This is a genomic window from Dermatophilaceae bacterium Sec6.4 (assembly GCA_039636865.1).
GTDB lineage: Bacteria > Actinomycetota > Actinomycetes > Actinomycetales > Dermatophilaceae > Allobranchiibius.
In genome coordinates this window covers 2,501,868-2,516,854 of sequence record CP144172.1, presented here as the reverse complement: position 1 = coordinate 2,516,854, position 14,987 = coordinate 2,501,868, and the positions used below count along the sequence as shown (strand labels likewise).

Below are 14,987 nucleotides of genomic sequence, written 5' to 3'. Positions count from 1 at the left end.
GATCTGTGGCGATTGCCATAGGTTTTTTATAACACCCGTGAGAGGCTCATGCAAGAGGAGCACCTATCCAGATTTTGGAAAAGATGAGGATCGTGACGCGAGACCACCGGGACCAGCACGCACAAGCCCACCAGGAACCTGTCAGCGGTCACCCATCATCAGCCCCGGTGGACACCGCGCGCGGGGTGTACAGCATCACTGTCGCAGCCGAACTTGTCGGAACCCCCGCGCAAAGCCTGCGCCTGTACGAAACGCGAGGCCTGCTGCACCCCGAGCGCACCATCGGCGGTACCCGCCGCTACAGCAGCAACGACCTGGCCCGGCTCCGACGCATCAGCAACCTGCAGAGGGAAGGGCTCAACCTTGCCGGCATCGCGATGGTCTTAGAGCTGCAAGATGAGAACAGCGAACTCCGCGACAACCCACCCCAACGCGCCGGGCGCGACATCAACGATCCATCCGTGGGGCCGGGTCAGGGCACGGTGTGACTTGGCCGCGCGCCCGGCCGAGGTGTATCGCAGTCTCAGGCCGGCTGGACCACGAGTAGTTGTCCGCGTACTTCACCGGTGGTGAGCAGCGCGCCCATCCGGCTGGATTGTTCTTCGGCTCGTTGCCAGCGGGGATCGTTGCGGTGGCGGTGTTCGAGCTCGGCTTGCACGGTGTGGGTCGCGTCCGCCCAGCCGGCTGGTAGTGCAGCAAAGTGCTCTATCCACCCGCTGGTCAGTACCCGTAGCGACGCGTGCTCCAGCAGGGCGCCCAGGGCGCGTTCGGTGGGGAAGTTGTTCCCTTCAGGTGGTGGCTGGCGTAAGGGTCCGGGGTGGGCGGCGCAGTACACGATCAGGCCGAAACGCGCCTGAGGGCGTAGTACCCGTCGTATTTCGGCCAGGAATTGAGGCTGATCCTGCATGGTCGAGAGCACTCCCAGGCTCCACCCGCCCGCAATGGCCCCAGTTGCGATGGGTAAGCGACTGTTGGCGCGCAGGGCGGGGAGGTCGAACAGGGACCGCGCGGCTCGGCATGCCCCGGGTTGGGGTTCGGTCAGCAGGGGGCGTACGCCGGTTTCTGCGGCGGCGAACGCGGCCGGTCCGCCGATGCCGGCGCCGGCGTCCAGGAAGGTCTGGCCCGGTTGCGGTTGCAGGTGGTCCAATAGCCAGTGCATGGCGCCGGGGTTGCCGCTACCTCGGCATCCTGCTGGGATCCGGTCGGCCGGGGTCAGATCGGCGGCTACCTGCGCTGTCCAGGTCGCTAACGTGTCGAACTCGGCATCCATTGCCGTGCAGGACACGCTCATCGCGGTGACTGCCCGCACGTTGCGATCCGGTACGAACCCGGGCATCGTCGCAAGTCCACCCCGGTCACCCTGGGTGGACGCCGTAGGTCCAACAACTCGTACGCCGCCGTTGCAGAACTCGCCGCTGCAAAATCCGCCATAGCTGGCGTACCAGCCGAAGACGCCTGTATCAGAGGTGAATTCATAGTTACAGCCTGCCCGACACGAGTGCCAAATTCAGGAATCGTCCCCGCACCTGATGCCCTTCGCGTTACTCCTCTGCCAGCGCTGAACTGTAGGTTTGTGTGAGCTGCCGCGAGGGTACAACTGGCGCTCGGTGATCAACGGTGTCGCGGTCGCGGACAGATGCGGTGTGACTTCCAGAGTTGTCGAGCCAGAGAACCGCAGCCGCCGATGTTGTCAGCCCGTTGACTGGGCCGACACAGAAAGAGGCGGCCCCGAAACGCCTCTCACGTATTTCTGCTCTGAGTCGCGTCAATCTTTGTTGCGGCTGGTCCATAGTCGGAACGCGGCTGTGGGGTCATTGGTGGAGATGTGCACCGACGGCAGACTCTGCTCCGCGGCCGGCTTGGAGTACTCCTCGTAGAACGTCCCGAGGGTCATGTAGCGACCGCCGTCCTCGTAGTGTTCGCCTTCCTGCTCGCGGCTGGACGCGTACAGAACCCGTTCCGGCGCGGCGTAATAGAGCGCGCCGAGGCACATCGGGCACGGGTAGGCGGTGATGTAGACATCGCAACCGGTCAGGTCGGTGCGCCCGGCAGCGGCGAGCTCGCGGATGGCGACGATCTCAGCGTGGGCGGTTACGTCGCCGGTCTGGGAGACCTGGTTCGCCGCTTCGTGCACCACCTGGCCGGTTGTCGCATCGACGATGACGCACGCGAACGGTTTTCCGCCCGCCTGTACATTTTCAACAGCCAGATCGACGGCGCGTTGAGTCAGGGCCGTGGTACTGCTCGTGTCAGGCATGGGGACTCCGTATCAAAGTGGGGAATCATCACTGTAGATGCCTGAGTCCTTTGACCTGTGGAGCGGCCCCACCGCCGAGCTGCCGACACCGGTTCTCCATCGCGCCACGAGGAGTCCAGCGACGAATGCGCCTGCCGTGCCGAGAAGTTCGTCGCTGAGCGTGTCCTCGTACGCTCCTTTCAGTTCGGTTCCGCGCCGAATGAAAGTCCACCACTCGCCGATCTCCCAACCAAGGGCCAGGAGACACCCGATACCGGTGATCAGCAGCACCAACATCCACGCTGGGCGGATGTCTATTCGCGCGAGAAGCAGTCCGATGCCGGCTGACAGCAGCATCCAGTTTACGAAGTGGTTGATGTTGTCCCACACGTCGATCGAGTCGTACAACCCGGCGGTGTTTCCTGACACGTCGATCAGGAACGGCGCCCCGATGAGCGCGAAAGCGACCCACGGCACCGACCGGGTGGCAACATCGCGATTTCGCAAACGCCATACCAGCGGGACTATCAACATCAACACCGGATACACGACCAGGCGATAGCCGAATCCCTTGTCAGCAAACTGGGGGAGGTCGCCGAAGGCTCCGATCGCGAGCTGAATGACGGTGAGCAGAAGCACCGCGATGCAGACCCATGCTCCCGTGAGCCTCGACTCCCTGGACAGCTTCATCGGACCACCCTGGCACGGATCCGTGCGACGAGGACGACGAGACTATGGCGTTGTCCTCGATCTTCCTCAGATCGCTCGGACGGGGGGTCCGCAAACGGTGAACAGTCTGGGATACGCAGGGCCCGCCGACTCCTGCACGGCCCTGGGGGCATGCATGCAGTCTCACGAGTGCACGCACGCCCCAGGGTCAGCGGTAGGCGTCAATGCTGGATGACGGAACCCAGCGGCGTGTCGGTATTGGCGAGTTGCGCTGTGTCGACCTGCTTGCCCGATCGGATGAGTGCCTCTATATCTTCCGTCACGTCCCAAACGTTGACGTTCATCCCGGCTTGCACCTTGCCACCCATCAGCCAGAACGCGATGTATTCGCGGTCCTTCAACGATCCGCGAATGACGACCTCGTCGCATTCAGCAGGTTCTGCGTACCCGGTGTATTCCATCCCGAGGTCGTATTGATCGGAGAAGAAATAGGGCAGGCTGTCGTATTCGCCCGCAGTACCGAGCATCGACTTCGCGGCAACTGCTGGTTGGTAGGTGGCGTTTGCCCAGTGCTCAACACGTAGTTGGCGTTGCAGGAACGGATGGTGCGCATTGGCGACATCACCGGCAGCGTAGATGTCGGCATCGCTGGACTGCAGAGATGCGTTGACGCGCACTCCATTGTCGACTTCGAGGCCGGCCGCCTCCGCGATGTCAGAATTCGGAACGATCCCGACGCCTACGATCACCGCGTCCGCTTCCAGGTGGGTGCCGTCCTCGAGCTCCACACCGGTGACCCGACCGTTGTCGCCGGTAAGTGCCTTGACCGACACACCGAGGCGAAGATCGACCCCATGGTCGGTGTGCAGGTCCGCGAATGACTGAGCAACTTCCGCTCCGAGCACCCGCAGCAGTGGCAGCTCGGCATTCTCCAGCACCGTCACCTCGACGTCAGCCGCCCGAGCCGCCGCGGCGGTCTCCAACCCGATCCACCCTGCCCCGATGACGACAACACGTGATGCCTTGGCAAAGGCTGCGCGAATCCCGTCGCTGTCCGCAACAGTGCGCAGATAGTGCACGCCCGCGAGGTCCGCGCCAGGCACCGCCAGCGGACGAACTCTGGAGCCCGTGGTCAACAGCAGCTTTGCGTAACGCAGCTGTGTGCCGTCGCCGAGCGTCACCCGATGAGTTGCCGGGTTGATTGCGGTGACAGTCGTGGACAGTCGCAGCTGGACGTGGTGCGCGTCGTACCAGTCCGCAACGTGTACATCGAAGGAATCACGCTCTGCCTTGCCCTGCAGGTACTCCTTCGACAGCGCCGGCCGCTCGTAGGGCCGGTCTTCCTCATCGCCGATGAGGATGATCGGCCCTTCGTAACCTTCCTCCCGCAGCGCTTCGGCTGCCTTGGCTCCGGCGAGGCTCGCGCCGACGATGATGAAGGGGTCTTGTTCGGTCATGTCGAACTCCTGGTGGTTGAGGTGGTCAGGAAGAGGGGGTGAGTGCCGCCCGCGTTCAATGCACGAGCCGGTGCAGTGCTATCCGGGCGATCGGAAGATACGCGGCGAGGATCGGCCACGCGCCACGCGCTTTGAGCCAGGTGGAGCAGCCCTGCTCGGTCGGCCGGGAGTTGATTCCGTGCCATAGGTCCATCCGGATGGGCCCGCACCGCACGCTCCAGGCCCAGCGCATGGTTTCTTCGTCGAACGCCGTGACTTCGAAGTCAACCCGCACCCCCACCGGCCCGTGGACCGTTCCGGTGGTGCCTACTCTCAGTCGCTCGGTGTTGGTTTCGACACGCCGGATCTGGGGTGACCAGGTCGACCACAGCTGCGGATCGGCGTAGCGTTCCCATGCTTTCTCAGGCGGGCAGGGGCCGCTGGCGCCTATCGAGGCAATGCCTCGTCGGAAGTCACGCATGCTCCCACCATCTCACCGAGCTGATCGGTGGTCACCTTCACGTCAGTTTCTCAGCTGCCAAAGGTGAAGATGGGCGCCGAAATCGATCGCAGAACTGCTCGGCTCCGAAAGTTCTACGACGACTGGACGCCGTTGTTGTTGCCCTTGTCCTCGTCGTCGGTAGATGGTGGCCGGCGGTAAAAGCGGACCCAGTCCAGGTGGAGTACTTCGTTGGTGGGGCCGATGTATCGGGGTGGTTCGCTCAGATCCGTTGGGTCGGTGTCGTCTGTTGGCCAGTTGCCGTTGCCGGGTTCAGCGGTAGGTGTGGGTGTGGCGGTGACGGGTTCGATGCTCCATCCGCCGCGGGTGTGGAACTGGAATTGGCTGTGTTGTCCGGGCTTTGTCGTTATTGGGTGGATGGTGAAGTCGCCCAGGTGGTGTCGGTCGTGGTGGTGGGGGCACAGGCTGATGAGGTTGTTCATGGTGGTTGTTCCGCCGTCGGCCCAGTGCACGATGTGGTGGCATTCCAGGTGATGGATGGCCAGGCAGCCGGGGTAGGTGCAGCCGCGGTCGCGGTCTTCGATCAGGCGGCGGGTGTGGTTTGGCACGATGCGTTGGGCGCGTCCGACGTTGATGGGTGTTCCGTGGGTTTCCCAGATGGGTTGGATTGTCCCGTCGCAGGTCCATTTGCGGCGTAGGTGTTCTGGGAGGGCGCCGGCTTTGTGGGTCCAGGCTGCTGCGTCGGTGTTCAGGTGTAGGTAGATCCGGAACTTGCTCGCCCGCCCGGTGACGTGTTCGGTGCCGATTTGTAGGGAGCGGGTGGCGAGTTGTTCCATCGCGTCGGCCATCCGGGTCTGTCGCCCGGTAGCGGTAGTGACGCTGGTAGCACCCTGGCTCGTTTCATCCGATCCAGTTGGTGTGTTTACGGCTGCTTGGGTGCCTTGGGCTCCTTGGGTGGCCAGGAAGAGGGCGTCTTTGGCTTCGATGAGGGCTTGTTGGACCAGAGCGCCGATGTCGGCGGGTGCGGAGTAGGTCAGGTGGAAGCGGTCTTTGCTGAAGTGCATTGATAGTTCTGCGGGTGCGGCGGCGATCGAGAGGGCGTCGGGCGCCACTGGTGGGGTATCGGTCTGGTTGTGGGTGGTGGGTTCGGTGAAGTCGTATCTGACTAGCGCTCGTCGTAGTTGGGGGACGGTGGCGTGTACGGCGAGGTCGACGACGTCGGTGTCGTATCCGATGGGTGTGTGGGCGGCGATGACGGCTGCTTGGCCGAGGGAAAGTCGGCCGGTGGCTAGTTCGCGGCCTAGTGCGGGGAGCTCGGATCGGCGGGTGGCGATGCAGGTCAGGTCGCGGGCGGTGGCGGGGGAGACTCCGGTGAAGCAGGTCAGCCAGTGTTCGAGCGAGCGGATCCCGGCGATGGCCCACGTGTCGTTGGTGGTCAGCTCGGCGACGAGGTCGATCAGTTCGGCGTGTGCGGCGTTCAACCGCCCACAGATTCGGCGTGCCCGCTCCAGTGGGTCCTGGAGTGAAACCGGCGCGGTAGCAGGGTTGTTCGCGTCGTCACCGACGACCTTCACACCTGCTGTCGAACTCATGTATTGATCAAAGCACCGACCACCGACAAGCCCCCGCTGAAAGCTCGGTCGACGCGCAGGACTGGGGTTGACCCCGTTTGGTGGACATCAATTTAAGCGGCCTGGGCGACCGCGGTGATGAGTTGGTGTTCGAACGTTACCGGGCTGATCTGCCCGAGCGCGCTGTGGCGGCGGGAACGGTTGTAGACCTGCTCGATCCAGATACTGACGCCCGCCCTGCGGCGGGCGGTCACCTTCCGCGGCGAAGAAACCGGCCCCACGGCGAAGGTGATCTTCCACGCGGATCGCGGCTGCCAGTACATCAGCACCCAACTGGCCGATGTCGCCCAAGAAGTCGACGTCCGCTTGTCGGTGGGTCGCACCGGCGTCTGTTGGGACAACGCCCAGCAAGAATTGTTCTGGTCAACCCTGAGGACCGAGTACTACGACAGGTATTGGTGCGATACCCACGCCGAAGCCATCACGGGCCAGGACGCCTTGGTCGAAACGTCGGGCGAGCAGGTCTGGGATCGCGTGGACCGACGTATCAGTGATGATGGTCACTGGCCGCCACCGGCGCGGGCTGATCCCACGAATCCCGTCCGCGGCCATCAACTTCGCCACAGTCTTACGCGAGACGACCTCACCGCCCTCGCGTAAATCGACCACGATCCGCGGGGAACCATAGACCCCGTTGGACGCGTCGTGAGCGACGCGAATCTTCACCGTCAAATCCGTCCGACGGCATGCCCGCGGACCGGGCTGTCCTCCTGTCCGGCGGGCAGCCCAGGCGTAGTACCCCGAGCGTGAGACGTCCAATAGTTCTGCCATTCGGGTCACGCCACGGCCGGGTTCAGCAGTGGCCTTCTGCGCGTGGATCACTGCGAACGCCTGCTCAGGTTCGAATTCTCCGCCACGAAGAAGGCCGCTGCTTTTTTCAGGAACTCCCGATCCATCCGCAGCTCCGCGACCTCACGGCGTAACCGGACCAACTCGGCCCGCTCATCCGCATCGACCGCCCCAGGCGGATCATCCATCCGGGACCGCTCGATCGCCACCCACCGCCCCAACAGCGCCTCCCCGACACCGATCTCCCGAGCGACCGCCACCACGGTGCGCCCGGTATCGATCACCAGATGAGCAGCTTCCTGCCGGTACTTCGGGGTGTAACTCTTCCTCTTCGCACCCATGAGTACATCCTTCCCTGCCAGGGCAAAACCTGACGGACAGGATGTCCACCAAACGGGGTCAACCTCAGGACAACTTCGGCAGGGTTCCCCTTCGACCCAGCTGGCCCCGCCATCTCGCCGCCAACGTGTTCAAACCGTGGCGACCCTGCTCGTCGGACGCATTGCTGGGTGGCCCAACAGTGGCTGCCCGGCGTGCTCAGGCGATGCCGGCGGCCTGCTCCAGGCCGGCCACTTCATCGTCCAGGTGTCCGAGGAGTCGCTGCAGGTGTGGCACGCTGCGTCGGCAGCCGGTCAGCCCGAACTCCATGCTCCCGGCATAGCTGAGGCAGGTGATGTTCAGTGCCATGCCCTGCATCGGGATCGACAGGGGGTAATGGCCTGTCATGGCCGCACCACCGAGGTAGTGACGCTTGCGGGCCCCCGGGACGTTGCTGATGATCAGGTTGAACGGCGGACGCACGATGCCCTGCATTCGCAACAACGGCACCAACATCGCCGGCGCCATCCCGACCGCGCTCATCGCCACGATCTGGGTCGCTGTCATCGATGACAGTGCTTGCTTCCCGTCGACCATCGCACCGTGGATCCGGGTGAGGCGATCGCCCGGGTCCGTCAGGTCGGTCGCGAGGGTGGCCATCACCGCACCGACCGCGTTACCACCGGCGGACGAACCGGATTGGGAGTCTTTGGCATTCAGACCGACTGGCACCATCGCGACGAGGGGTTCGCCGGGTAGCTCCCCGAGATCTTCGAGGTATCCGCGAGTGGCCCCACCGCACATCGCGAGCACCACGTCATTCACCGTCGTGCCCGTAGCGGCAGCGATCGCCGACAGCCGCTCCATCGGCCAGCTCTGCGCCGCGAAGCGACGCGATCCGGTGATGGTCGTGTTGAAGATGGTGCGGGGGGCATGCAGCGATACGGCCGACGTTTCACCCTGGACCCCGCGCCGTAGCGTCCTGATCAGCGCGCTCGGCATGCCTGCGGCATCTGCGAGTACCGCCATCGCAGACTGCAGTGCTGCGGGTGACACAGATGTGTCGGTTTCCGGCTGGGCTGCGGTCCGGGGCCGTTTCGGGCCGGCGGCCCACGGTGGCCGAATCCGGGTGTCGTCAGGATCCGTGCTCAGCGAGTTCTGCGAGAGGCGACTTGCGGCGATCCCGTCGACCAGCGCGTGGTGCAACTTGGTGTAGATCGCAAACCGGTCGCCTTCCAGGCCCTCGATGACATGTGCCTCCCACAGGGGCCGCTCACGTGCCAGTCGGGTCCCGTGCAGTCGCGAGCACAGCTCGAGCAACTCGCGCACGCGGCCCGGCCGTGGCAGCGCGCTGTGTCGGACGTGGTGTTCGATATCGAACTGGCTGTCCGGCTCCCATGCCCACAAACCGCCGGTACCCAGGGAGCGAACAGGACGTTTCAGGAAAAGCGGGGCGACGTCGTCGACGTCGATGAGTTGCTCGTACACCGTGCTCGCGTAATCACGCGGCGCGCCAGGGGGTTTACGAAAGAGCTGCAGACCGCCTACGTGCATCGGCATGGTGCGGTTCTCAGCCGTCAGGAACGCAATGGCGGTCGGGTCGGCGAAGGTGGGGGGAAACGGCATCAGGTCTGCCTTTCGCAGGGGTGTTGCAGATACTGCCTCATTGCAGCGATTGCGGCGAACGGCAAGATGGGTGCGTGGCTAATTCCGTGTTGTGGTTCCGGCGTGACCTTCGACTACGCGACCATCCGGCGCTCGGTGCGGCTGTGCAGGAATCCGCAGCGGACGGCGTCGTCCCTCTGTTCATCATCGAGCCGCGACTGTGGGACGGTGCCGGTGAAGCTCGTAGGCGCTGGCTGGCCGCGAACCTGCAGTCGTTGAACGAGGCGTGCGAGGGCCGCCTGACCATCCGCAGAGGTGACCCCGAGGAGGTCATCGCGCAGATCGTCAAAGAACACGGTGTGCACAGCGTGCACGTCTCGCGTGAGACGACACCGTACGGGCGTCATCGCGACGAGCGCGTCCGTCGCTGCCTGGGTGACGATGTGCGACTGATAGAAACCGGCACACCGTATGCCGTCGGTCCCGGGGTGATTCTCAACGGCAGTGGATCGCCGTACAAGGTCTTCACACCGTTCTCGCGGGCGTGGCTCGATCATGGCTGGCCCGCGCCAGCGCAGCGTCCCGCAAAGATCCGCTGGATCGACGGCGGATCGCAGGACGATGCCGCCGATTCCGTGGCGACTGCCGCCCAGGGCACGCTGGATTTCGCGGCGGGGGAGGAGGCGGCTCTCGCCCGGTGGGCCGACTTCCTGGACGGCGCTGTCGATGAGTACGCGAAGGAGCGCGACCACCCAGCGGTCGACGGCACATCGAAGTTGTCGCCCTACCTCAAACTCGGTGTCCTGCACCCCCGCACCCTTCTTGCCGACCTTGCGCGCAAGCGCTCCGGCGGCGCTTCCACTTACCGCAGCGAGATCGCCTGGCGGGAGTTCTATGCAGACGTGTTGTGGCACAACCCGCGGTCGGCGTGGCACGACTTGCGTGACCCGCTCGCGTCGATGCGGTACGACGAAGCCGCCGAGCACGTGCAGGCGTGGAAGTCCGGTGAGACCGGTTACCCGATCGTCGACGCCGGGATGCGGCAACTGCTCGCGACGGGGTGGATGCACAACCGGGTACGGATGATCACCGCCAGTTTCCTGACCAAGGACCTGCATGTCTGGTGGACGGTCGGGGCGCGCCACTTCATGGACCACCTGGTCGACGGGGACATCGCGTCGAACAACCACGGTTGGCAGTGGGTCGCCGGCACGGGCACCGATGCCTCGCCGTACTTCCGGGTGTTCAACCCCATCACGCAGGGCCAGAAATTCGACCCCACGGGTGACTACGTCCGGCGTTGGGTGCCGGAACTACGCCACCTCAGTGGCAAGAGCGCCCACGAACCGTGGAGAGCCGACGATGGTTACGAGCACGACTACCCGCGGCAGATTGTCGACCATGCGGTGGAGCGAAAAGAAGCATTGAGTCGTTACGAGAGCGCCCGCTGAGGCAGGATGTGCGCCATGAACCGCCGCATCGTCGTCGTGGGCATGGGATATGTCGGACTGTCCAACGCCATCCTGCTGGCCCAGCACAACGAGGTTTTGGGCGTCGATCTGGACGGGGACCGGATCGAGCTGCTCCGCGAGGGGCGCAGCCCGATCGGGGATCCGGAGATTGAGGATTTCCTCGCGCATCGCGACCTGCAGCTGACCTTCGATACCGATCCGACGTCGGCGTACGCATCCGCCGACTTCGTGCTGGTCGCCACCCCCACCGATTATGACCCCCAGACCAACTCCTTCGACACCTCCAGCGTCGAAGGAGTCGTCCGTGACGTGCTCGCCGCCGACAGCGGCGCCTACATCATCGTCAAGTCGACGATTCCGGTCGGGGCCGTCGAGGCGTTGCGTGAGCAGTTCGGGACGCAGGCCATCGTGCATTCCCCGGAGTTCCTGCGGGAGGGTCGCGCGTTGCACGACAACCTGCACCCGTCGCGGATCATCGTCGGCGCCCGGACCGAGCAGGCCCAAGCCTTCGGTGACCTGCTACGCGAGGGGGCCGTGCGCGAGGACGTGCCGCTGTTGTTGACCTCGAGCAAGGAGGCCGAGGCGATCAAACTCTTCTCCAACACCTACCTTGCGATGCGGGTTGCCTACTTCAACGAACTCGACACCTTCGCGCTGACCCACGGCATCGACACCCGACAGATCATCGACGGCGTGAGCCTGGATCCACGGATCGGCTCGCACTACAACAATCCGTCGTTCGGTTACGGCGGGTACTGCCTGCCCAAAGACACCAAACAGCTGCTCGCCAACTACCGCGAGGTCCCACAAAAGCTCATCGAGGCCATCGTCGGCGCCAACACGACGCGCAAGGACTTCATCGCTGACGACATCTTGCGTCGGCACCCCGGGGTCGTCGGCATCCACCGGCTGATCATGAAGTCCGGGTCGGACAACTTCCGCGCCAGCAGCGTGCAAGGCATCATGAAGCGGATCAAGGCCAAAGGCGTCGAGGTGATTGTCTACGAGCCGGAGTTGGCGGACCAGCAGGAGTTCTTCGGGTCACGCATCGTGGCGGACCTGGGCGAGTTCACCGAGACGGCCGATGTCATCGTCGCCAATCGGCACTCCTCGGAGCTCGCCGACGTGCCCGAGAAGGTATATACCCGCGACCTCTTCGGTGGGGACTGACCTACACCGCGCTCCGGATAGCGGCGTACCGTTCGAGCGTGGCCAGCGAAACGAAAATTCACGACAGCGACGACAACATCGAGGTGGGTGCTCCCCGCCAGTCTGCGGCCGGTGTGCCCGCCGTCGTCCGATCGATGCGGATGGCGTTGAAGCAGATGGGCCCGGTGCGCTCGGGACGCACCCTGCTGCAGTTGAACCAGCCCGGCGGCTTCGATTGTCCGGGATGCGCCTGGCCCGACCCGGGCCACACCCACACTGCCGAGTTCTGCGAGAACGGCGTCAAGGCAGTCGCCGAGGAAGCCACCACCAGGCGGGTGACTCCCGCATTCTTCCGCGAGCACAGCATCGAGGATCTGCACGGCCGCAGTGACTACTGGTTGGGTCAACAGGGTCGGCTGACCACCCCGATGCACAAGGCACCGGGGGACACCCACTACCGGCCGCTGAGCTGGGACGCAGCGCTGGACGTACTCGCCGGCCACCTACGGGCGCTGTCCGATCCGAACGAGGCGGTGTTCTACACCTCCGGTCGCACCAGTAATGAGGCCGCCTTCTGTTACCAGCTCTTCGTGCGTCAGTTCGGCACCAACAACATGCCGGACTGCTCGAACATGTGCCACGAGTCCAGCGGGACCGCTCTGACCGAATCGATCGGCGTCGGCAAGGGCACCGTCACGCTGGACGATGTCGAGAACGCGCAGTTGCTGGTGATCGCCGGTCAGAACCCCGGCACCAACCACCCCCGGATGCTGTCGGCGCTGGAGAAGGCCAAATCACGCGGGGCCCGCATTGTGGCGATCAACCCGTTGCCCGAGGCGGGCCTGATCAAGTTCCGCAACCCGCAGACCCCTCGAGGGGTGGTAGGCCCCGGTACAGCGCTCGCCGATCTCTTTCTGCAGGTGCGTCTCGGTGGCGACCAGGCGCTTTTCCAGGCACTGGGCCACCTGCTGCTGCAACGGCCAGATGTGCTGGATCGTGCATTCATCGACTCCGACACCAGCGGTTTCGCGCAGTATGCCGCGTCCGTGCGACGCATCGACTGGGATGCCACGCTTCTCGCAACCGGCCTGGAACGTCGTGAGATCGAGGCGCTGGCGCAGGAATTTGCCGCGTCGCGGGCAACGACCGTGTGCTGGGCAATGGGGTTGACCCAACACCGGCATTCGGTCGCGATGATTCAGGACGTCGTCAACGTGCTACTCCTGCAGGGCAATATCGGTAAGCCGGGCGCCGGTGTCTGTCCCGTGCGTGGCCACTCCAATGTGCAGGGTGACCGCACCATGGGCATCTACGAGAAGCCGGGCGAGCCCTTCCTCGCGGCCCTCGATGCCCGTTTCACGATCAAGACCCCCCGCGAGCACGGACACGACGTCGTGCAGACCGTGCGCGCCTTCCGCGACGGGCACGCGAAGGTGTTCATGGCGCTCGGTGGCAATTTCGTGCGGGCGACCTCCGACACCGACGTCACGGCCGCAGCGCTGCAGCGTGCCGCGTTGACCGTTCATGTATCCACGAAACTCAACGGCTCACACACCGTCACCGGGCAGGAAGCGCTGATTCTGCCCACGCTCGGACGCACCGAACACGACCGGCAGATCAGCGGTCCGCAACGAGTCAGCGTCGAGGACTCGATGAGCATGGTGCACGCCTCACAGGGGCGGCTGGAACCCGCGGACCCGACCCTGCTCAGCGAGGTCGCCATCGTGTGTGAACTGGCCCGCAAGACCTTCGACAACACGGACATCGACTGGGCGGCGATGCGCTCGGACTACCGGGTGATCCGCTCGCACATCGAGGCCGTCGTGCCGGGGTTCGCCGATTTCGAGACCCGCCTGGACCATTCGGGTGGTTTCCTGCTGCCGAGCCCGCCGCGGGACGAACGCCGCTTCGAGACAGCGTCCGGCAAAGCCACCTTCGCCGTGCATGAATTCTGGGCACCGGACTGCCCACCGGGTCACCTACTGCTGCAGACCGTACGCAGCCACGATCAGTACAACACCACGATCTACGGCATGGACGACCACTACCGGGGTATCAAGGACGGGCGCCGCGTCGTTTTCGTCAACAGTGACGATCTGGCCGATCTCGGCCTGCACGATGAGCAGATGGTCGACATCGTCTCTGTGTGGCGTGGTGTCGACGGCACCGACGCCGTACAGGAACGACGCGCGCCGGGATTTCGGATCGTGTCCTATCCGACGGCGCGACAATGTGTGGCCGCCTACTTCCCCGAGACCAACGTGCTGATCCCGTTGGATTCCACCGCCAAACGCAGCAACACCCCGACCTCCAAGACGGTCCTGGTGCGATTGGAGGCGTTGGTCTGATGGGGCGCGTCACAACGCGTCGCAAGGCGGTCCGGTTCGACCTGGCGGGCGACGCACGTAGTCGGATCGACACGGTCGCCGTGGAGGAACCCCTCGAGGTGCGGGTCGGGGGCGAGCAGCTGACCGTCACGATGCGCACCCCCGGCAACGACGTGGAGTTGGTGCACGGCTTCCTGCTGGCCGAGGGCGTCATTGCTGGCAGGGACGACGTCCTGGTCGCGCGATACTGCGTCGACACCGAGACGATGAACGTGCTGGAGGTCACCCTCAGAGACTCCGCGCGCCCGTTGCCGGTCAGCGCGCAGCGCAGCCTGGTCATGTACGGCGGATGCGGGCTGTGCGGAAAGGCCAGTATCGACGCGGTGCTGGCTGTCATACCTGTTGCACCGGATGCCGAGAGTGACGACGACCAGAGTGATGACGTCGGGTGGACGCCGGAGGTCCTGGCATCGAGCGCCGTGCAGTTGCGGGCCGGTCAGCGGGTATTCGAGCAGACCGGTGGTGTGCACGGCGCCGGTCTGTTCGACCGACACGGTCGACCGGTCGTGATCCGCGAGGACATCGGGCGCCACAACGCCGTCGACAAGGTCATCGGCTGGTCGGTCATGCAGGATGTCGACAGGGCCGATCTGGCGCTCGTGGTGACGTCACGGGCGTCCTTCGAGATTGTCCAGAAGGCAGCGATGGCCGGTATCTCGGTACTGGCCTGCGTGTCGGCGCCCTCCAGCCTCGCTATCGAGGCGGCCGAACAGTTCGGGATCACCCTCGTGGCGTTCCTGCGTGAGGACCGGATGACCGGCTTCACACATCCGCACCGGGTCCAGGCGCGGAGCGATCGTTAAGGAACTTTGCACGCATCGCACTAGGCTGCTGC

Annotated in this window: 14 protein-coding genes and 1 pseudogene; 6 read left to right on the top strand and 9 right to left on the bottom strand. The window is 64.6% G+C overall.

Annotated features, from left to right (window positions below; all coding sequences use genetic code 11):
* The first annotated feature begins 167 nt into the window (after positions 1-167).
* Complete coding sequence (locus tag V3G39_11990) at positions 168-488, top strand: MerR family transcriptional regulator (protein ID XAS75383.1); 321 nt, start codon at positions 168-170, stop codon at positions 486-488.
* A 35-nt stretch (positions 489-523) separates the two neighbouring features.
* On the opposite strand, the gene V3G39_11985 is transcribed toward V3G39_11990, so the two are convergent.
* The 6 genes from V3G39_11985 to V3G39_11960 form a co-directional block, all read right to left on the bottom strand.
* A complete protein-coding gene (locus V3G39_11985; GenBank protein ID XAS75382.1) occupies positions 524-1,336 on the bottom strand; it encodes a methyltransferase domain-containing protein in 813 nt (270 codons plus the stop codon).
* A gap of 429 nt (positions 1,337-1,765) precedes the next feature.
* The gene (locus V3G39_11980) at positions 1,766-2,257 is read right to left on the bottom strand and encodes a nucleoside deaminase (protein XAS75381.1); all 492 of its coding nucleotides are present in this window, start codon (positions 2,255-2,257) and stop codon (positions 1,766-1,768) included.
* 12 nt (positions 2,258-2,269) lie between these two features.
* Positions 2,270-2,926: a hypothetical protein gene (locus V3G39_11975; GenBank protein ID XAS75380.1), complete on the bottom strand. Its 657-nt coding sequence runs from the start codon at positions 2,924-2,926 to the stop codon at positions 2,270-2,272.
* Between the two features lie 200 nt (positions 2,927-3,126).
* Entirely contained in the window at positions 3,127-4,362 is a 1,236-nt protein-coding gene (locus V3G39_11970; protein XAS75379.1) for an FAD-dependent oxidoreductase, read from the bottom strand.
* Positions 4,363-4,417: 55 nt separating this feature from the next.
* A complete protein-coding gene (locus V3G39_11965) occupies positions 4,418-4,822 on the bottom strand; it encodes an SRPBCC family protein (GenBank protein ID XAS75378.1) in 405 nt (134 codons plus the stop codon).
* A gap of 113 nt (positions 4,823-4,935) precedes the next feature.
* Complete coding sequence (locus tag V3G39_11960) at positions 4,936-6,393, bottom strand: DUF222 domain-containing protein (protein ID XAS75377.1); 1,458 nt, start codon at positions 6,391-6,393, stop codon at positions 4,936-4,938.
* 201 nt (positions 6,394-6,594) lie between these two features.
* On the opposite strand from V3G39_11960, the pseudogene V3G39_11955 reads away from it, so the two are divergent.
* Positions 6,595-6,852: pseudogene (locus V3G39_11955) on the top strand (IS3 family transposase).
* Here V3G39_11955 and V3G39_11950 read toward each other — a convergent pair.
* The 3 genes from V3G39_11950 to V3G39_11940 form a co-directional block, all read right to left on the bottom strand.
* Complete coding sequence (locus tag V3G39_11950; protein XAS75376.1) at positions 6,796-7,203, bottom strand: IS3 family transposase; 408 nt, start codon at positions 7,201-7,203, stop codon at positions 6,796-6,798. The pseudogene V3G39_11955 and the gene V3G39_11950 overlap by 57 nt on opposite strands.
* Positions 7,204-7,250: 47 nt before the next feature.
* Entirely contained in the window at positions 7,251-7,562 is a 312-nt protein-coding gene (locus V3G39_11945; GenBank protein XAS75375.1) for a transposase, read from the bottom strand.
* A gap of 196 nt (positions 7,563-7,758) precedes the next feature.
* Entirely contained in the window at positions 7,759-9,165 is a 1,407-nt protein-coding gene (locus V3G39_11940; GenBank protein ID XAS75374.1) for a wax ester/triacylglycerol synthase family O-acyltransferase, read from the bottom strand.
* A gap of 74 nt (positions 9,166-9,239) precedes the next feature.
* Here V3G39_11940 and V3G39_11935 point away from each other — a divergent pair, with 74 nt between their 5' ends.
* The 4 genes from V3G39_11935 to fdhD are packed head-to-tail and all read left to right on the top strand — an operon-like array spanning position 9,240 to position 14,955.
* Positions 9,240-10,595, top strand: coding sequence for a deoxyribodipyrimidine photo-lyase (locus tag V3G39_11935; GenBank protein ID XAS75373.1), 1,356 nt, complete (start codon positions 9,240-9,242; stop codon positions 10,593-10,595).
* A 15-nt stretch (positions 10,596-10,610) separates the two neighbouring features.
* Complete coding sequence (locus V3G39_11930) at positions 10,611-11,786, top strand: nucleotide sugar dehydrogenase (protein ID XAS75372.1); 1,176 nt, start codon at positions 10,611-10,613, stop codon at positions 11,784-11,786.
* 38 nt (positions 11,787-11,824) lie between these two features.
* Entirely contained in the window at positions 11,825-14,113 is a 2,289-nt protein-coding gene (locus V3G39_11925) for an FdhF/YdeP family oxidoreductase (protein XAS75371.1), read from the top strand.
* A complete protein-coding gene (gene fdhD, locus V3G39_11920) occupies positions 14,113-14,955 on the top strand; it encodes a formate dehydrogenase accessory sulfurtransferase FdhD (GenBank protein ID XAS75370.1) in 843 nt (280 codons plus the stop codon). Before V3G39_11925 ends, fdhD begins: the two co-directional genes overlap by 1 nt.
* The last annotated feature ends 32 nt before the right edge of the window (positions 14,956-14,987 follow it).